Below are 18199 nucleotides of genomic sequence, written 5' to 3'. Positions count from 1 at the left end.
ACATGGCTAAAAAAGCAATGATCGAACGCGAGAAGAAGCGCGAACGCCTGGTGGCCAAATATGCCGCAAAGCGTGCCGAGCTGAAAGAAATCGCGAATGACGAGAGCAAGCCGATGGAAGAGCGTTTCAAAGCGCGTCTGAAACTGGCGAAACTGCCGCGCAACAGCTCGGCTACCCGTCTGCACAACCGTTGTCAGCTGACCGGTCGTCCCCACGCTTACTACCGTAAGCTGAAGGTCAGCCGTATCGCGCTGCGCGAGCTGGGTTCTGCTGGTCAGATCCCCGGCATGGTGAAATCGAGCTGGTAAGGGAGACATAGATATGAATGATCCTATCGGCGATATGCTCACCCGTATCCGCAACGCGCAAATGCGCGGCAAGTCCACCGTTTCCACCCCGGCTTCTAAGCTGCGCGGCTGGGTTCTGGACGTGCTGGCGGACGAAGGTTACATCCGTGGCTACGAAGCGACGACCGGTGAAAACGGTCATCCGGCCATCGAAATCAGCCTGAAATACTACGAAGGCACCCCTGTTATTCGCGAACTCAAGCGGGTTTCCAAGCCTGGCCGTCGCGTCTACATGGGCGTCAATGACATCCCGCAGGTCCGTCAGGGTCTGGGCGTGTCGATTGTCAGCACTCCGAAAGGTGTGATGTCGGACGCAAACGCTCGCTCCAACAATGTTGGCGGCGAAGTGCTCTGCACCGTCTTCTAAGGAGGTCTGCAATGTCTCGTATTGGTAAAAAACCGGTCGAGCTGCCCAGCGGCGTTACCGCCTCTGTGTCGGGTCAGACCATCGAAGTGAAAGGTCCGAAAGGCACTCGTAGCTTCACCGCCACCGACGACGTTACGTTGTCGGTTGAAGACAACGTGGTCAAGATCGATCCCCGTGGCATGTCCAAGCGTGCGCGACAGCAGTGGGGCATGAGCCGCACCATGGTCGCTAATCTTGTTGAAGGCGTAACAAACGGCTTCAAAAAAGAGCTGGAGATCCAGGGTGTTGGTTACCGGGCTCAGATGCAGGGTAATACCCTGAAGCTGAACCTAGGCTACAGCCACGATGTTGATTTCACTGCTCCGGAAGGTGTCACCATCACCGCGCCGAAGCAGACCGAGATCGTTGTGGAAGGTATCGACCAGCAGCAGGTGGGCGAAGTCGCGGCCAAAATCCGCGAATGGCGCCGTCCCGAGCCGTACAAAGGCAAGGGCATCCGCTATAAGGGCGAGTTCATCTTCCGCAAGGAAGGCAAGAAGAAGTAAGGACGCAGACAATGGCAAACAGCAAAAGAACCCTGTTTCTGAAGCGCCGCCTGCGCGTTCGGAACAAACTTCGCAAGGTCAACGCGGGTCGTCCCCGTCTGTCCGTACACCGTTCGAACAAGAACATCTCTGTTCAGCTGATCGACGACGTACGTGGCGTGACCCTGGCCGCAGCCTCGACCCTGGAAAAGGATCTGGGCGTTGTGGGCAAGAACAACGTCGAAGCGGCCACCAAAGTGGGCGCGGCCATCGCCGAGCGCGCCAAAAAGGCAGGCGTCGAAGAGGCCTATTTCGATCGTGGCGGCTTCCTGTTCCACGGCAAGGTGAAGGCTCTGGCCGACGCCGCGCGTGAAGGTGGTCTGAAGATCTAAGACTTGCGGGCAGCTTTGCGGCTGCCCCGATGATCCGGGGGCCTCGGCGACAGTCGGGGCTCACTTGGATTGAACTAAACGGCGCCGCATGCGCCACATGAGAAAAGGGATGCCAAATGGCAGAACGTGAAAACCGTCGGGGCCGTGGCCGCGATCGTGAAGAAGCGCCGGAATTTGCAGATCGTCTGGTCGCAATCAACCGCGTGTCGAAAACCGTAAAAGGTGGTAAGCGCTTTGGCTTCGCCGCTCTGGTGGTTGTCGGTGATCAGAAAGGCCGCGTCGGCTTTGGCAAAGGTAAAGCGAAAGAAGTACCTGAGGCCATCCGCAAGGCGACTGAACAAGCCAAGCGTCAGATGATCCGCGTGCAACTGCGCGAAGGTCGTACGCTGCACCACGACATCGAGGGCCGTCACGGCGCCGGTAAAGTGGTTATGCGCACCGCACCTGAAGGTACCGGTATCATCGCCGGTGGTCCGATGCGTGCTGTGTTCGAAATGCTGGGCGTTAAGGACGTTGTTTCCAAGTCGCTGGGCTCGCAGAACCCGTACAACATGATCCGTGCCACCATCAACGGCCTGCAAAAAGAGCAGAGCCCGCGTTCGGTTGCCGCACGTCGTGGCAAAAAGGTTGCTGACATCCTGCCCAAGCGGGACGAAGCACCGGCTGCTGCTGAAGCAGAAGCATAAGGAGAGCGACCCATGGCAAAAACCATCGTCGTCAAGCAGATCGGCTCCCCGATCCGCCGCCCCGCCGAACAGCGCGCAACCCTGATCGGCCTGGGCCTGAACAAGATGAACAAAACCCGTGAACTGGAAGACACACCTTCGGTCCGCGGTATGGTCAACAAGATCCCGCATCTGGTTGAGATCATCGAAGAGCGCGGCTAAGCGCAGTCTCTTTCGCGAATTGAAAGGCCCCCGAAGATTCGGGGGCTTTTTTCGTGTTTGCGATTGTGTTTGTCCGCTTTGAGCCCAAAGCGGACACATTTTGAAATTCTTGGCCGTATCTACGGAAACCACAACCCATTGGTTGCATGATTATCAGCGCGATCGTCGCTTGGATGCTCCACTTGGCCTGAAAACTAGCCAACTAGAAATGCGGCGCGACGCCAAGGCAAAATTCTCAACATCAATCTGGATCAGTTTATGCAGTTCTGAATTCCATCAAGCAGGCAAGATATTGTGGTTAACCCTGAACAAGTTGGTGGGGTCATAACTACGCTTTATCTTAGACAGTTTCTCGCCATTCTCGCCATACGCTCCGGTCATGTGATCTGCTTCGTCTTCCGGCATGAAATTGACATATGCACTACCGCTCGCATGCGGTTGCATCTGGTCGTATAGCTTGCGCGCCCATTCGATACATTGAGCATCTTTGCTAGGGTCCTCCCAACGCGTGTGAACATTCATGATGAAGTGAGCAGATCTTTGGGGATAAGCGGTTGAACCGGCCTCGACGCGCGCCATTGCTCCGCCCACATGGGCAATAAAAACTTCACACGCCGGGTCAGGAAGGCTGGAAATCGCTCCCAAGAGTCCTGAGATTGCATCCGAAGAAAGCGCATCGAAATCATGGCTCTTCCAGTAATTTCTGGCGCCTGGCGTCAACAAAGGATCAAAAGCGGCCTGCCAGTCTACGAATTTGTGGGGAGATATCACATCGGCGATTGGGTCACCTAGCGCGCGTAATGCTGCCATAGCTTTTTCACCTTCCTCCATCGGCCCGCTATAGCAGGCTGCAAAGACCAGCACCTCTCGCCCATGCCACTCAGCTGGCAGAAACGGTAGAGGAGGCGCTTTCCGCATCACGCTCCAGACGGTCAGCTCATCCGGGGAATTGTCTGCAATCGTAGCAAATTCAGCGAGGAGCTCTGGCGCATTTTCTATCGGATGAACTATGAGGCCGGACAGGACATCGGGTCCTAGCTCATGCAGTTGGAATTCAAATGAGGTTACGACACCGAAGTTTCCACCCCCACCGCGGATAGCCCAGAAAAGTTCAGGATGACTTGTAAGGGATGCAGTTACAATAGCTCCGTCCGCAGTCACGACTTCCGCTGAGAGCAGGTTGTCGATCGTCATGCCAAATTTCCGAGTGGTCCATCCAAAGCCGCCGCCAAGGGTGAGGCCCGCGATGCCCGTGGTTGAGTTGATGCCAACGGGAACGGCAAGCCCATGGGCCTGAGTTTCGCGATCCACATCTCCAAGCAGTGCTCCCGGCGCAACCCGAGCGGTCTTGTTGACAGGGTCGACGTGAACAGATCGCATCTGGGACAGATCGAGCATCACAGTTTCATCTGCGACAGCGTGCCCAGCAATCTGATGCCCACCTGACCGAACTGACATAACGAGGTCGGTCTCTCGCACGAAATTCACTGCCTTCTGCACATCGCTTGCCCCCAGAGCGCGGATCACGAAACCTGGGTAACGTTCGAACATGCTGTTCCACGTCGTTCTTGCGTCTTCGTATTCCGGGGTGCCTTTCTGGTAGACCCCGCCGCGAAGTGATGCATCAAGAGCGTCCAAGGTGTCTTGATGCACAATAGCTGTACTTCCGTCGAGTGTTTTCAGGTCAAACATGCGTAAGCCTCCCAATAGTCAGGTCAGGCTTCTTGCAGGGCTGCCTCAGCTAATTGTTAATTCCGTCGCGTTGTCTCGCGAAGTCGTTTCATTGAGGAGGGTAAAATTGGCTGCTGGTCAGGCGAATATTGCCGGATCAATCCGATCCACGGGTGTTATGACATCGGCAGGAATATTCAGGCGCTCAGCCGCCTTCCTGAGGCTCTCCTCATCAGGGGCTTCGTACAAGCAGTATGTTTTGCGCTTATCTGCACTGAGAAATGAAAATATCCATTCAACGCCGACTTCGTCATTGATTTCTTTGATGTGAATTTTGTCATCATCGCTGACGTTTAGTTGCTCGGCAAAGTTTCGTTCAATTATGTACCTAGGCATAAAGTCCCCCAAATAATTCAAGTGCCTTAACTCGCTACACCTTCGAGTTTTGACGTTAGGGAAACCATACCCAAATCTTGCGAAATTGCCAACGCTTCCCCTTCCAGTTGAAACGCCTGTTCCACATCCTTCGGGCGTCCCCTTCGCCTCAATGCGGATGCATAAGCTGCCTTGCTGTGAGCGATCCAAGGTGGGCATTTCATGCGAGTGTCAATTTCTATAGCCTTCTGGAACATCATCTCAGCAGCATCCCAGTCTTTCAAAACCGTGCCCAAACTGCCGAGGCGTCGCGCCGCCGCACCTGCGCACACCGTAGTTGCCCCTGCAGTAATCGTCAGTTCTTCGTACGGAGCCAGTAAATCATAGAGCGTCTTGGCATGTTCCTGATGTTCAATGGCGACACATATGTCAGTCAGATAAGATAAGGTCGTTGAATACATAGCGTCGAGTGGAAGATTGAAGCCATTGTCGGCCATTTCATTCAGTATACGTTCAGCGGGTTCCTTGTATCCGAGCTCGGCCGCGATAAGGCCAAATCCTGGTCTCCACGAAATGTCTTCGGGACTGTCCGTCATCAATTTCTTGATCACAGGCGCGACCTCGTGCAGCCGGTTTTGCTCGCGGCGGATAGTGAACATCTGAACCCCGTAGACGCCCTCAACATGCTCCCCATGGGTCTTTCGACCGATCTTCACGGCCTCGGTGGCGTGTTTTTCCGCTTGGCCAAAATCGCCGTCCATAATTGCAACCATGGCCTGTGCGTGTTTCTGAACCCAGTAGAGTTGCAAATGATTGTCCTTTTCCGAAATCTCGGTGAGCAAGCCCAGAGAATGGTCCATCAACTCACGGTCTGCCATCTCGGCACCTACAAACAAGCTGAGAGTCCGGTCTCGACCCTGATCGATACTGCCAAGATGTTCGGCCACACCATGCATAGCCTCCAGATTTTCGCGCCAATGGCGGGTTTCTCTTCCCTTACGCGCAACAAAGGGTGCCCCAAAATGCATCATCATTACTGAGAACTGGGATTTATAGTCGCCCAATTTTGCGGCCAGTTCCATGGATTGCTGGCCGAAGCGGGCACCTTCGGAAAACTGACCTACAAACATATGGGCGCGCGCAAGTTGGCTCATCAATCTGCACCGACGGACTTCATCATCATCGGGCAAACCTTTCAGCGCATTATCACAGAGTTCGATCGCCTCGCTGTGCCTTTCGCTGGACATCATGCAAGAGTCAGCGAAGTGATTGGCTGCGTCAGCCGCTAGCTCCACGTTGCGCACCGCCAGGGCCGCGTTGGAAGCGTCCTTCAGAACTGCTATCCCTTCTGGCAATTGGCCCAGACTGTCATGGCTGCGGCCGACTAGAATCTTGCCTTTGATCAATTCTGAATTGGTGTCTGAGCCAAGTTTTTCGGCAGCTCTTAAAGTTTCCTTGGCGTTCGTCATCGCTTCTTGGCTCGCGGATCGCACCAACGCCATTTCTGTCGCAATCTGCCATTTTTCAAACGCGGCACTCCAGTCCTCAGCCTCAGATAGGTGGCGCGCGATCAGTTCAGGGCGGCGCTCAATCTCAGATGACCTTATCCGCATCAAAGCACGCGCGACGTCTGCGTGCTGTTGCCTCCGGGTTGAACTCAACATGGATTGATAGGCGGTATCGCGAATAAGGGCATGGCGGAAAACGAAGTGCCCGCGATTGTGCCCGCTTTCAAAGATCAGGCCTGTTCGCGAAAGCTCTTCGAGGCTTTTGTTGATATCAGATTCTTCAAAGCCTTTCGCGGCACATAGTATGCTCGGCTCAAACTCCCGGCCAATAACCGATCCTGTAAGGGCAACCTGTTTTGCCTCTGGCGAAACTGCGTCGAGCCGCGCCATCAACGCGCCTTTCAATGACGATGGTATGTAGCCTTGCCCCTGCTCGCCGGATTCGACAATGGCTCGGGTCACTTCTTCCACGAATAGCGGAACACCATCGGTTTTTTCAATTATTGTAGAGATCAGAGCTTCGTCCGGTCTCTTGCCTGTAATATTTTCGACAAGGTTTGAGACATGCGCAGAATCGAAACGGCGCAAAACCAGAGACTGAACGTGTGTGTCCCCATCATCACGGGCCAATTCCCACCCGGGTCTGTGGGTTATCAAGATCATCAGAGGAAGATCGGTGCATATCGACTTAAACCGCTCCAACAATGCTTGTGTGGAAGGATCGATCCAATGAGCATCTTCTACGCACAGCATAACCGGACGTACGCTTGACCGCACCTGCACCGTGTGGATCAATGTTTGGATTGTTATGTCGCGCTGCTCCTGCGGTGACATCTCGAGCACCTTTTGGGCAAGCGCACTACGCGGTGCGACCAACGCTGCAAAGACAGGCAGAACTTGTTCCCAGTCCAACCCTGGTCGTCCTTCAAGCATTTTTCTGACATGCTCAAGGATCAGATTGTCATCAAAGTCCGGTTCAACACCCGCATCCTGGGATATTCGTTGGGCTACCGGGTGAAAGGGGCTGCTGCTGAGATAGGGGGAACAGTTCAGCCTTATGACATCGACTTCGTCGTTTTCGGTGATTTCAGCAAGGAATTCCTCTGTAAGCCGCGACTTTCCTATTCCGGCTTCACCGGAGAGCAGAACAACTTCTCCGTGGCCATTCTGAGCACGCTGCCATGATTGCAGCAAAATTCCCTTTTCGTAGTCCCGGCCAACCATGACGCTGTCGACATCGTCTCGATGTGAGGCCTGAAACCGGCTTTCCGCGCTGCGTTCTGACATCACTTTCTGAAGACTACGTGGTTCAGCAAACCCCTTAAGCTCTGCCTGCCCAAGAGATTTAAACTCAAATATCCGATGTAAAGCTGTCTCGGTTTCCTCAACTGACAAAACGACTGAGTTTGGCTCTGCATGTTCTTGAATCCGTGCTGCAAGATTGACGACCGGACCAGTCATGGCCCCCTCCTCATATGTATTTTCGCCAATGGTATCGCCGACCACAACATCACCACTCGCAACTCCCAGTCTGACTGACAAAGGCTCTCCGTCAGGCGTTTTGAGTTCTTTGACTCGGTGAACAGACTCAAGACTAGCTTTTACCGCCCGAATTGCGTGATCTTCGAAAGCCCGCGGCCATCCGAAAAACACGAGCAGACCATCGCCCAAATACTTTGCAACGTAGCCACCATATCGGCTCACGGCTCCTGCAACGGCATCTTGATAGTTTTGTAGCAAGTCCCGCATGTCTTCGGGATCAAAGCGATTGGTGAGTTCAGTCGAACCGACAAGATCGGCAAACAAAACAGTTACGTGACGCCTCTCTGCAGTAGGCGGTTCGACATGCTTCTGTTTGCGCGGATCATCACTTTGTGAATTGACGGAGGTGGGCGCTTGTTCACGAGCTGCTTGTGAAGGCGAGGCTGCCTGCTGTTGGCCGACTAGCTCGTGAATTGCAGCGAGGATGATTTTGCGGTGACCAAGGCTTACTCCGAGCTCTTTTAAGTCGTCGCCAGATAGTAGTGGCAGAACACGCGCATCAATATCGTTTTCCGCAAAAACATCTGCGTACTGACTCAGGTCGAGATCAATTAACCATTTGTCTATTTCAGCCGACATCTTTGGATCATGCTGAGATACGCGGCACTAATCAAGAAAACGCTTTCAAAATGAACTGACTATTCAATGAATGGAGTCTGCTTTCATTTATCTTCGGGTCACTCTACAATTCCGGCTCTTGCCACCGCGTTCTAGATTTACACGACTGGCTGATTGGCTGCACGCGTTTGATGTTTTGCCTTTGAAGGCGACTTTGTCCGCATTGTGCGAAATTGGCTGGCCTGAGATTTTGCGCTTGCAGCGAACGGGAGGTTCGACGGGCCGCGCCGCGGCATCAGATGGCCGGGCCAAATGGCAGCTAAGGGGCCGTTATCACACATCCCAACAAACTGACTTATCGGCAGCTTTGTCCGCAAAGTGGACATACGTTGCATTCAGAGTAGCCTGCGTACTCCCGCTTGCCATTCCCCCACCGCATATCGGCTAGACCAAAACGCGCGTTGTTAGCGATATCGAACACTCCTATCTGAGCCTTGTGCACAAAGGAACAAATGGAAACGCCCGGGGAATACGCCTCGGAACAGAAAGGAAATTAGATATGGCACATACAGCAACACTGACACATGGCGGTTTCAACCTGAGCGCTCGTATTGCGAGCTTTGTTGAGCGCGTAAAAGAAAACCGCGCTCAGGCTGCAGAATACAGCCGCACCTATCGCGAACTGCAAAGCCTGAGCAATCGCGAGCTGGACGATATCGGCGTTCGCCGTTGTGATATCGCAGATATTGCACGCGACCACGCATATTGCGCGTAATACCCCAACCACTCATCGATGAAGAGGCGCCAATCTGGCGCCTCTTTTGGTTTTGGCAATTGTGATGGATCAAACCTTGCAACGCAGGGCACAACGCTGTAGAGCGCTCCGGTGGATTTCCGTCCACGAGAATCAAAATCAAGAAATGCCGTGTTTGGCCCATCACGCTTCGGGGGTCACATCCGGCTTAGGAGAAGCGAAATGAAACTGAACGAATTGCGCGACAATCCTGGCGCCGCACCGAAACGCACCCGCGTTGGCCGTGGCCCCGGTTCCGGCAAAGGTAAAATGGGTGGCCGTGGTATCAAAGGCCAGAAATCCCGTTCGGGTGTGGCCATCAACGGCTATGAAGGCGGCCAGATGCCGCTGTACCAGCGCCTACCCAAGCGTGGCTTCAACAAGCCGAACCGCAAGGCATTCGCCGTTATCAATCTGGGTCTGATCCAGAAATTTGTCGACGCCGGCAAGCTGGATGCCAAAGCTGCGATCACCGAGGACGCGCTGGTTGCATCCGGTCTGGTCCGTCGCAAGCTAGACGGTATCCGCGTTCTGGCGAAAGGTGAGATCAGTGCCAAAGTGAACCTGGAAGTCACCGGTGCTTCGAAAGCTGCTGTGGAAGCGGTTGAGAAAGCGGGCGGCTCACTTACGGTCACAAATGCTGCTGCGGCAGAGTAAGCGCTTGTGAGCGGGCGCAGACCCGCTTACATAGACCTCAGAGTTTTCCAAGACGCCGCCCGAGCCGGAAAACGGTTCCGGGCGGTGTTTTCATAAGAGAGACCGATTTATGGTATCAGCAGCAGAACAAATGGCAGCCAACACAAGCTGGGCTGCTTTGGGCAAAGCCACCGATCTGCGCAACCGCATCCTGTTCACGCTGGGTTTGTTGATCGTCTATCGTCTGGGCACCTTCATTCCGGTCCCAGGTATCGACGGGCAAGCCTTGCGTGAGTTCATGGAGCAAGCGGGGCAGGGCATCGGCGGCATGGTTTCGATGTTCACCGGCGGGGCGCTGGGGCGGATGGGTATCTTTGCCCTCGGCATCATGCCCTATATCTCGGCCTCGATCATCGTGCAGCTGCTGACATCGATGGTTCCCGCGCTCGAACAGCTTAAGAAAGAGGGCGAGCAAGGGCGCAAGAAGATCAACCAATACACCCGTTTCGGTACCGTGGCTCTGGCCACCGTTCAGGCTTATGGTCTGGCGGTTTCGTTGGAATCGGGCGATCTTGCGACCGATCCGGGCATGTTCTTCCGTATGTCGACCATGATCACTTTGGTCGGCGGCACCATGTTCCTGATGTGGCTGGGCGAGCAGATCACCGCACGCGGCATCGGCAATGGTATCTCTCTGATCATCTTCGTTGGCATTATCGCCGAGGTTCCCGCCGCTCTGGCGCAGTTCTTCGCTTCGGGCCGCAGCGGTGCAATCAGCCCCGCCGTGATCGTGGGTGTGATCATCATGGTCATCGCCGTGATCACCTTTGTGGTGTTCATGGAGCGGGCCCTGCGCAAGATCCATATCCAATACCCGCGCCGTCAGGCTGGTATGAAAGTCTACGAAGGCGGCTCCAGCCACCTGCCGGTCAAAGTGAACCCGGCGGGTGTGATCCCTGCGATCTTTGCAAGCTCGCTGCTGTTGCTGCCGGTAACGATCTCGACCTTCTCGTCGGGCGCCACAAATGGCCCGGTGATGTCGTGGCTGCTGGCCAACTTCGGCCCCGGACAGCCGCTTTATCTGCTGTTCTTCGCTTCGATGATCGTGTTCTTCGCCTATTTCTACACGTTCAACGTTTCGTTCAAGCCGGACGATGTGGCGGACAACCTGAAAAAGCAGAACGGTTTTGTGCCGGGTATCCGTCCCGGCAAGAAGACCGCCGAGTATCTGGAATACGTCGTCAACCGCGTGCTGGTTCTGGGTTCGGCCTATCTGGCGGCCGTTTGTCTGCTGCCTGAAATCCTGCGGGGCCAGTTTGCTATCCCGTTCTATTTCGGCGGCACCTCGGTTCTGATTATCGTCTCTGTGACCATGGACACGATCCAACAGGTCCAGAGCCACCTGCTGGCGCATCAATACGAAGGGCTGATTGAAAAGTCCCAGCTGCGCGGCAAAGGCAAGAAACGCGGCAGAAAGGGAGCTGCTCGTCGATGAACATCATTCTTCTCGGCCCCCCGGGGGCAGGCAAAGGAACGCAGGCGCGTCACCTGGTTGAAACCCGCGGTATGGTGCAACTCAGCACCGGAGACATGCTGCGCGAGGCGAAAACCTCGGGCACGGAAATGGGCCAGAAGGTTGCTGCGATCATGGACGCGGGCAAGCTGGTCACCGATGAGATCGTGATCGGCCTGATTGAAGAGAAACTGACCACCGAAAAAGGTGCCGGTTTCATCTTTGACGGCTTCCCCCGGACGCTGGCACAGGCAGACGCGCTGTCGGCTCTGCTGACCAAGCTGGGCCAGTCGCTGCATACGGTGATCGAGATTCGTGTGGACGATGACGCGCTGGTGGACCGGATCACGGCGCGGTCAACCTGCGGCGAGTGTGGTGAGGTATATAATGACAACACCAAGCCGATCCCGGCGGATGGAAAATGCACCAATTGCGGCAAGGAAAATGACTTCGTCCGTCGCGCCGACGATAACGAAGACAGCCTTCGTACGCGCCTGATGGAATACTACAAGAAGACCTCGCCGCTGATTGGCTATTACTACGCCAAAGGCGATCTGCGCCCGGTGAACGGGCTGGCGGATATCAAGGAAGTCACCGCGTCGATCGAGGCCGTTCTAGGCTGATATCAATATGGGCTTGACGGCACCGCCAAAAGCCCATATCGACCCCCATCCCTAAAGGGAATCAAAACCGCATGCGGGATTCGTCCCAATTGCCCCGACCACCTCGAATAATACTGGACCCTCTGGCGTCACTGCCACGGTCAAGTGTTGTGAAAAAAGGTTCCGGAGTTACGGAACCGCAACAAAAAGGAAAGTGACACGTGGCACGTATTGCCGGCGTAAACATCCCGACTACAAAGCGGGTACCAATCGCCCTCACATATATCACCGGTATCGGAAACACCTCGGCCAAAGCAATCTGCGAAGCCGTAGGCATCGAAGCGCACCGTCGCGTCAACGAACTGTCCGACGCCGAAGTTCTGGCCATCCGCGAGCACATCGATGCAAACTTCACCGTCGAAGGTGACCTGCGTCGTGAAGTTCAGATGAACGTCAAGCGCCTGATGGACCTGGGCTGCTATCGCGGTCTGCGTCACCGCCGCAACCTGCCGGTTCGCGGTCAGCGTACCCACACCAATGCTCGTACCCGCAAAGGCCCCGCAAAGGCCATTGCCGGTAAGAAGAAATAAGGGAGGGTCTGACTGATGGCACGTGACAAGACTCGCGTTAAGCGCAAAGAGCGTAAGAACATCGCATCGGGCGTTGCCCATGTGAACTCGACCTTCAACAACACCAAGATCCTGATCTCGGACGTACAGGGCAACGCCATCTCGTGGTCGTCTGCCGGTACCATGGGCTTCAAGGGATCGCGGAAATCGACCCCCTACGCCGCTCAGATGGCTGCAGAAGATGCAGGCAAAAAGGCGCAGGAACATGGCGTCAAGACGCTGGAAGTCGAAGTTCAGGGCCCCGGTTCGGGTCGTGAATCGGCTCTGCGTGCGCTGGCTGCAGTGGGCTTCAACATCACGTCGATCCGCGATGTGACACCGATTGCTCACAACGGCTGCCGTCCGCCGAAGCGTCGTCGCGTCTAAGCGATTTTGAATTAGGCTGGGGCTGTGTTTTTGCACGGCCCCAGCACGTCATTTTGAACCTCGGGCGTCTGCACCTTGTTGGTCATGGGGCGCGGACAGGAATGGAGGGATTACATGATCCACAAGAATTGGGCAGAATTGATCAAGCCGACCCAACTGGACGGCAAGCCGGGCAACGACCCTGCACGTCAGGCAACCCTGGTTGCCGAGCCGCTTGAGCGTGGCTTTGGTCTGACCCTGGGCAACGCGCTGCGCCGCGTTCTGATGAGCTCGCTGCAAGGTGCGGCCATCACCAGCGTTCAAATCGACAACGTCCTGCACGAGTTCTCCTCGGTTGCGGGCGTACGTGAAGACGTCACCGACATCATCCTGAACCTCAAAGGCGTGTCGCTGCGCATGGAAGTCGAAGGGCCCAAGCGCCTGTCGATCAATGCCAAAGGCCCCGCAGTTGTCACCGCTGGCGACATCAGCGAAAGCGCTGGCATCGAGGTTCTGAACCGCGATCACGTCATCTGCCACCTGGACGATGGCGCAGACCTGTTCATGGAACTGACCGTCAACACCGGCAAGGGCTATGTCTCGGCTGAGAAGAACAAGCCCGAAGACGCACCCATCGGCCTGATCCCGATCGACGCGATCTACTCGCCGGTCAAAAAGGTTGCCTATGACGTTCAGCCGACCCGTGAAGGTCAGGTTCTGGACTATGACAAGCTGACCCTGAAAATCGACACCGACGGTTCGATCACGCCCGAGGATGCGCTGGCATTTGCCGCACGCATCCTGCAGGATCAGCTGTCAATCTTCGTCAACTTCGATGAGCCGGAATCGGCTGGCCGCCAGGACGAAGACGATGGTCTGGAGTTCAACCCGCTGCTGCTGAAGAAAGTGGACGAGCTGGAACTGTCGGTCCGTTCGGCAAACTGCCTGAAGAACGACAACATCGTTTACATCGGCGATCTGATCCAGAAGACCGAAGCCGAGATGCTGCGCACTCCGAACTTCGGCCGCAAGTCGCTGAACGAGATCAAGGAAGTGCTGTCCGGTATGGGTCTGCACCTCGGCATGGATGTCGAGGACTGGCCGCCCGACAACATCGAAGATCTGGCCAAAAAATTCGAAGACGCGTTCTAAGCGCGTCTTCACAAATGCCCGGGCTGCCGGGGACCATATGGGCACTTCCGCCCCAAGGAGAGCCGGTGACACGCATCGCCGGCCAGACAAAGCAAAACGCGAAAGAAGGAACTAGAAAATGCGTCACGCACGTGGTTATCGCCGCCTGAACCGTACTCATGAGCACCGCAAAGCTCTGTTTGCAAACATGGCTGGCTCGCTCATCGAGCATGAGCAAATCAAAACAACTCTGCCCAAGGCAAAAGAACTGCGCCCGATCGTTGAAAAACTGATCACTCTGGGCAAGCGCGGCGACCTGCACGCCCGCCGTCAGGCCGCAGCACAGCTGAAAGAAGACAAAGACGTCGCCAAGCTGTTCGAAGTTCTGGGTCCTCGTTACGCCGAGCGTCAGGGCGGTTATGTCCGTATCCTAAAAGCAGGCTTCCGCTATGGTGACATGGCACCGATGGCGATCATCGAATTCGTTGACCGCGACATCGACGCCAAAGGCGCAGCTGACAAAGCTCGTGTTGCCGCCGAAGAGGCCGCAGACGAAGAATAAGCCTTGGCTATATCTGAGTTTCAGCCCCCGCGTCGCAGACGCGGGGGTTTTCTTTTGCTCTGTGTGAAAATCCAAGGCGGTTTAAATTTAATTGCTTTCGGCTTTCAGAATACCATCCGCCGACGCTCCCGCGGACAAATTGGCGTCAGAGAAATCCTCTGTCTCTGGCAGTTCCAGATGAAGAGACGACGTGTGATCGATTTCGATCTTTCCCCGGGTCAATGTATAATCAAGTACGTGCCCACCGGTGGTCCGGTCGTCAGAGATGAAATGCAAGTGGTAACCCGGTACGCCAATCCCGACTGCGTAGTCAGGGCAGCGGAACCCGAGAATAGTTCCCTCCACGTTTTCCAATTCAAACTCGGCCTGCGTTTTGACCACTTCCAGCAAAGGTTTGTATGGCCGTTCCTGTTTCAAAACGTTTCGATACCTAATGTGTTTGATCAATCCGGTGAAACGAACCGCATAAAACAAGTTCTTTGCATCGGCCATGTCATCCAAACCCTCCTCGAAACCGGATTTGTTGACAGGAGAATCCAACGCAAGCGAAATCGTCGGTTCAAAGTCAATGACGGCTGCGTATGGTGTCAGCGCGCCGTTATCCGCAATTGTCGCTTTGCCTTCCCCATCCAGGCGATAAGCGACACCATCCAGCACCACCATTTCTCCGTCCAGGGCGTTGAAGGTACCGAGACCGAAATCTCCGTGTTCCAGCAGCTGACCGATGGAAACAGTCCCGTCATAGACTCCCTGCATGACGGCACTCAGTAGTGAGGCCTGGTAATACTCGTGGGCGTGCTCTTCCCGCACAAAGCTCTTATTTCGATGATGAGAGGCAAGGGCCGTTGCAAAGGTCAATTCCCGGTCTTTGTGCATGGTCGTTCCCTCTGATTGGATTCAGCGCCAAGTCCAACACATAGCACAACTCCCTGTGAAACTTTTGCAACGCTTTGCGAAGCCATAATGCTCAAGCAGGATATTTGTGCGAATAGCTCAAAAGAAAGCGGTAGGTCCTCTGCATTGTCGAAGGCAGCGGGTTATGTCGCTTGCAATCTTTGCATCGGCCCCGCATATCCGGTTGGCGATATTGCCGGAGGGCCGATGATGCTAAGACTATTGTGTTCCCTAGTATTGCTGATGGGCGCAATACCGGCAGCCGCAGAGACGCAGGTACCAAAAAGCCAGACCGAAATCAGCCTCGGGTTCGCCCCTGTCGTAAAGCAGGCTGCCCCGGCGGTTGTGAACATCTACGCCAAGATTGTTCGCGAAGGGCGGGCAAATCCGCTATTTTCTGACCCGTTCTTTCAGGACTTCTTTGGCCGTGGATTTGGGACGCCACGCCCCCGTGTGCAGAATTCGCTCGGCTCCGGCGTGATCCTCACTGGTGATGGGTATGTGGTGTCAAACTACCACGTTGTGGGGATGGCATCGGAAATTCAGGTCGTGACTACCGACCGTCGTGAATTCACTGCCGAAGTCGTTCTGGGTGACAAAGAAAGCGACATTGCAATCTTGCGGCTGAATGAGGCAAGCGATCTGCCGTTCCTGCAGATGCGCGATTCCGATCAGGTTGAAGTAGGAGAGCTGACGCTGGCGATTGGCAACCCCTTCGGCGTTGGCCAAACTGTTTCGTCAGGTATTATTTCAGGGCTGGCGCGCACAGGAACCGCAACCGGAAACGCAAGAGGGTACTTCATTCAAACCGATGCGGCGATCAACCCGGGCAATTCCGGTGGCGCGCTGATCGATGTGAATGGTGATCTGATTGGTATCAATACTTCAATCCTGACCCGCTCGGGCGGGTCGAACGGTATCGGCTTTGCCATTCCGGCCAATTTGGTAGCCGAATTCCTGCGGCAGGCGCAGTCTGGCAACGAAAGCTTCGTAAGTCCTTGGGCAGGAATGGCCGGTCAACACATGAGCGCGGATATAGCCGAGTCTCTGGGTATGGCCATCCCTCTCGGGGTGGTGATTTCTGACTTACATGAACTGAGTCCGCTGGCAGAAGCGGGTCTGCGGGTCGGGGACGTTGTCACTCATGTCGACGGGGACGAGGTGAATTCTCCGGCCGAGATGAAATTTCGCATGGCTGTTGCCGGGGTGGGTGGAAAGTCGCTCCTGACTCGGCTGCGGGGCGAAGACCGCTCGGATATTGAAGTGGCGCTGATCAAACCGCCTGAAACGCCTGCGGCGGATGAGACTACGCTGGACGAGGATACGGTCATGCCAGGTCTGATCGTTTCGGGTGTAAATCCGGCGGTGATCGTAAAGCTTGGCTTGTCGCTGTCTCAGACCGGCGTCGTAGTGGTTGATCCGAACCGCTATGGCGGCCGCGCAGGATTGCGTGTGGGCGATGTCGTAAAAGGTATCAACGGAACCAGAACCGAGACACCGGAGGATATCGTTCAGGCCCTGACCGATCCAGGTCGCCGGGTACAGATGGAGATTGAGCGGGGAAGCCGGTTAATCTCATTGCGGTTTCGGTTGTGATCCGTGAGTGACTTGTTCGATACCGGTTCTGCGGAACCAACCGCTTCGCCGCACAGGCCGCTTGCGGATCGCTTGCGCCCACAATCCCTGTCTGAGGTGATCGGGCAAGAGCAGGTTTTGGGACCAGATGCGCCATTGGGGGTGATGCTCGCGTCAGGTAGCCTGTCCAGCCTGATCTTCTGGGGCCCGCCGGGTGTAGGAAAGACAACCATCGCCCGGTTGCTGGCGCAGGAGACCGATCTGCATTTCGTACAGATCAGCGCGATTTTTACCGGCGTGCCGGATCTGAAGAAGGTATTTGAGGCTGCTAAAATCCGTCGTCAGAACGGGCAGGGCACCTTACTATTTGTTGACGAAATCCACCGTTTCAATAAAGCGCAACAGGACGGGTTTCTGCCGCATATGGAGGACGGCACGATCCTCCTGGTTGGCGCGACGACCGAAAACCCTTCCTTCGAGCTAAACGCGGCGGTACTCAGCCGGTCTCAGGTGTTGGTTCTGGAACGCCTTAGCCTTGCTGATCTTGAGCGTTTGACACAACGCGCCGAGAAAGAGCTTGACCGCGCCTTGCCACTAACGTCTGCCGCCCGCGAGGCGCTGCAGGAGATGGCGGATGGCGACGGTCGCGCTCTACTGAACCTGATTGAACAGGTAGCTGCTTGGAAAGTGGACGCCGATCTGGACCCGGATGCATTGTCGACGCGCCTGATGCGGCGGGCCGCAAAATACGACAAATCGGGGGATGAGCATTATAATCTGATCTCAGCCCTGCACAAATCGGTGCGTGGATCGGACCCTGACGCGGCGCTGTATTGGTTTGCGCGGATGCTGACCGGCGGCGAAGACCCGCGCTATCTGGCGCGGAGGATCACGCGGATGGCGGTTGAAGATATCGGTTTGGCCGATCCTCAGGCGCAATCGATCTGCCTGCACAGTTGGGAAACCTATGAACGGCTGGGCTCGCCCGAGGGCGAGTTGGCACTGGCGCAGGCGTTGGTGTATCTGGCGCTCGCTCCGAAATCGAACGGGGCCTATGTGGGGTATAAGGCGGCGATGCGGCTGGCCAAGCAATCGGGCAGTGAACCGCCACCCAAACATATCCTGAACGCTCCGACATCGCTAATGAAGGATCAGGGATATGGTGCAGGGTATGCCTATGACCACGATGCCGAAGATGGGTTCTCGGGTCAGAACTATTTCCCGGATGATATGAAGCGCCCGGTTCTCTATCAGCCGGTAGAGCGTGGTTTTGAGCGCGAGCTGAAAAAACGGCTGGAATACTTCGCCAAGCTGAGAACGCAACGCAATCAGGGCTAGACTTGACTCT

General features: G+C 55.5%; 20 protein-coding genes. 16 read left to right on the top strand and 4 right to left on the bottom strand.

Annotation, left to right across the window (positions count from 1 at the left end):
• Positions 1 to 2 precede the first annotated feature (2 nt).
• The 6 genes from rpsN to rpmD all read left to right on the top strand — a co-directional run bounded on the left by rpsN (position 3) and on the right by rpmD (position 2517).
• The gene (gene rpsN / locus ACR0JG_RS04520; RefSeq protein ID WP_010437098.1) at positions 3 to 308 is read left to right on the top strand and encodes a 30S ribosomal protein S14; all 306 of its coding nucleotides are present in this window, start codon (positions 3 to 5) and stop codon (positions 306 to 308) included.
• A gap of 13 nt (positions 309 to 321) precedes the next feature.
• Positions 322 to 714 carry a 30S ribosomal protein S8 gene (rpsH, locus tag ACR0JG_RS04515; protein WP_010437099.1) on the top strand — a complete coding sequence of 131 codons (393 nt, stop codon included), beginning with the start codon at positions 322 to 324 and terminating at the stop codon, positions 712 to 714.
• Between the two features lie 11 nt (positions 715 to 725).
• On the top strand, positions 726 to 1259 hold the full coding sequence (gene rplF / locus ACR0JG_RS04510) for a 50S ribosomal protein L6 (RefSeq protein ID WP_170392896.1): 534 nt from the start codon (positions 726 to 728) through the stop codon (positions 1257 to 1259).
• 11 nt (positions 1260 to 1270) lie between these two features.
• The gene (gene rplR / locus ACR0JG_RS04505; protein ID WP_170392895.1) at positions 1271 to 1630 is read left to right on the top strand and encodes a 50S ribosomal protein L18; all 360 of its coding nucleotides are present in this window, start codon (positions 1271 to 1273) and stop codon (positions 1628 to 1630) included.
• Positions 1631 to 1746: 116 nt separating this feature from the next.
• Entirely contained in the window at positions 1747 to 2316 is a 570-nt protein-coding gene (gene rpsE / locus ACR0JG_RS04500; RefSeq protein WP_155148691.1) for a 30S ribosomal protein S5, read from the top strand.
• 12 nt (positions 2317 to 2328) lie between these two features.
• On the top strand, positions 2329 to 2517 hold the full coding sequence (gene rpmD, locus ACR0JG_RS04495) for a 50S ribosomal protein L30 (protein WP_170402795.1): 189 nt from the start codon (positions 2329 to 2331) through the stop codon (positions 2515 to 2517).
• 276 nt (positions 2518 to 2793) lie between these two features.
• Here rpmD and ACR0JG_RS04490 read toward each other — a convergent pair whose 3' ends face one another.
• From ACR0JG_RS04490 to ACR0JG_RS04480, 3 genes are all read right to left on the bottom strand, one after another.
• Positions 2794 to 4209, bottom strand: coding sequence for an FAD-binding oxidoreductase (locus tag ACR0JG_RS04490; RefSeq protein ID WP_480567806.1), 1416 nt, complete (start codon positions 4207 to 4209; stop codon positions 2794 to 2796).
• A 117-nt stretch (positions 4210 to 4326) separates the two neighbouring features.
• The gene (locus ACR0JG_RS04485) at positions 4327 to 4584 is read right to left on the bottom strand and encodes a DUF4242 domain-containing protein (RefSeq protein WP_058283661.1); all 258 of its coding nucleotides are present in this window, start codon (positions 4582 to 4584) and stop codon (positions 4327 to 4329) included.
• A gap of 26 nt (positions 4585 to 4610) precedes the next feature.
• Complete coding sequence (locus tag ACR0JG_RS04480; protein ID WP_480567803.1) at positions 4611 to 8192, bottom strand: adenylate/guanylate cyclase domain-containing protein; 3582 nt, start codon at positions 8190 to 8192, stop codon at positions 4611 to 4613.
• 538 nt (positions 8193 to 8730) lie between these two features.
• Here ACR0JG_RS04480 and ACR0JG_RS04475 point away from each other — a divergent pair.
• The 8 genes from ACR0JG_RS04475 (at position 8731) to rplQ (ending at position 14382) form a co-directional block, all read left to right on the top strand.
• Positions 8731 to 8946, top strand: coding sequence for a DUF1127 domain-containing protein (locus ACR0JG_RS04475; protein ID WP_480567800.1), 216 nt, complete (start codon positions 8731 to 8733; stop codon positions 8944 to 8946).
• A gap of 201 nt (positions 8947 to 9147) precedes the next feature.
• Positions 9148 to 9621 (top strand): 50S ribosomal protein L15, encoded by a 474-nt coding sequence (gene rplO, locus ACR0JG_RS04470; protein WP_480567797.1) that lies wholly within the window; start codon positions 9148 to 9150, stop codon positions 9619 to 9621.
• A gap of 109 nt (positions 9622 to 9730) precedes the next feature.
• Positions 9731 to 11095: a preprotein translocase subunit SecY gene (secY, locus tag ACR0JG_RS04465; RefSeq protein WP_170392890.1), complete on the top strand. Its 1365-nt coding sequence runs from the start codon at positions 9731 to 9733 to the stop codon at positions 11093 to 11095.
• Complete coding sequence (locus ACR0JG_RS04460) at positions 11092 to 11736, top strand: adenylate kinase (protein WP_480567794.1); 645 nt, start codon at positions 11092 to 11094, stop codon at positions 11734 to 11736. The genes secY and ACR0JG_RS04460 overlap by 4 nt, the downstream gene beginning before the upstream one ends.
• A gap of 200 nt (positions 11737 to 11936) precedes the next feature.
• Complete coding sequence (gene rpsM, locus ACR0JG_RS04455) at positions 11937 to 12305, top strand: 30S ribosomal protein S13 (RefSeq protein ID WP_480562673.1); 369 nt, start codon at positions 11937 to 11939, stop codon at positions 12303 to 12305.
• A gap of 15 nt (positions 12306 to 12320) precedes the next feature.
• Entirely contained in the window at positions 12321 to 12710 is a 390-nt protein-coding gene (gene rpsK / locus ACR0JG_RS04450; protein WP_008757289.1) for a 30S ribosomal protein S11, read from the top strand.
• Between the two features lie 114 nt (positions 12711 to 12824).
• Positions 12825 to 13841: a DNA-directed RNA polymerase subunit alpha gene (locus ACR0JG_RS04445; RefSeq protein ID WP_010437127.1), complete on the top strand. Its 1017-nt coding sequence runs from the start codon at positions 12825 to 12827 to the stop codon at positions 13839 to 13841.
• A gap of 118 nt (positions 13842 to 13959) precedes the next feature.
• On the top strand, positions 13960 to 14382 hold the full coding sequence (rplQ, locus tag ACR0JG_RS04440) for a 50S ribosomal protein L17 (protein WP_170392888.1): 423 nt from the start codon (positions 13960 to 13962) through the stop codon (positions 14380 to 14382).
• A gap of 87 nt (positions 14383 to 14469) precedes the next feature.
• Here the strand turns inward: rplQ and budA are convergent, their stop codons facing one another.
• A complete protein-coding gene (budA, locus tag ACR0JG_RS04435) occupies positions 14470 to 15258 on the bottom strand; it encodes an acetolactate decarboxylase (RefSeq protein WP_170663165.1) in 789 nt (262 codons plus the stop codon).
• A 228-nt stretch (positions 15259 to 15486) separates the two neighbouring features.
• Here budA and ACR0JG_RS04430 point away from each other — a divergent pair, with 228 nt between their 5' ends.
• Both ACR0JG_RS04430 and ACR0JG_RS04425 read left to right on the top strand, forming a co-directional pair.
• Positions 15487 to 16872: a trypsin-like peptidase domain-containing protein gene (locus tag ACR0JG_RS04430; protein ID WP_480567791.1), complete on the top strand. Its 1386-nt coding sequence runs from the start codon at positions 15487 to 15489 to the stop codon at positions 16870 to 16872.
• Between the two features lie 3 nt (positions 16873 to 16875).
• Positions 16876 to 18189 (top strand): replication-associated recombination protein A, encoded by a 1314-nt coding sequence (locus tag ACR0JG_RS04425; RefSeq protein WP_170392886.1) that lies wholly within the window; start codon positions 16876 to 16878, stop codon positions 18187 to 18189.
• Positions 18190 to 18199 lie beyond the last annotated feature (10 nt).

It is taken from the genome of Ruegeria sp. AD5 (assembly GCF_056542345.1).
The sequence above is the reverse complement of the archived record's forward strand: the minus strand, read 5'-3'. Positions and strand labels throughout refer to the sequence as shown.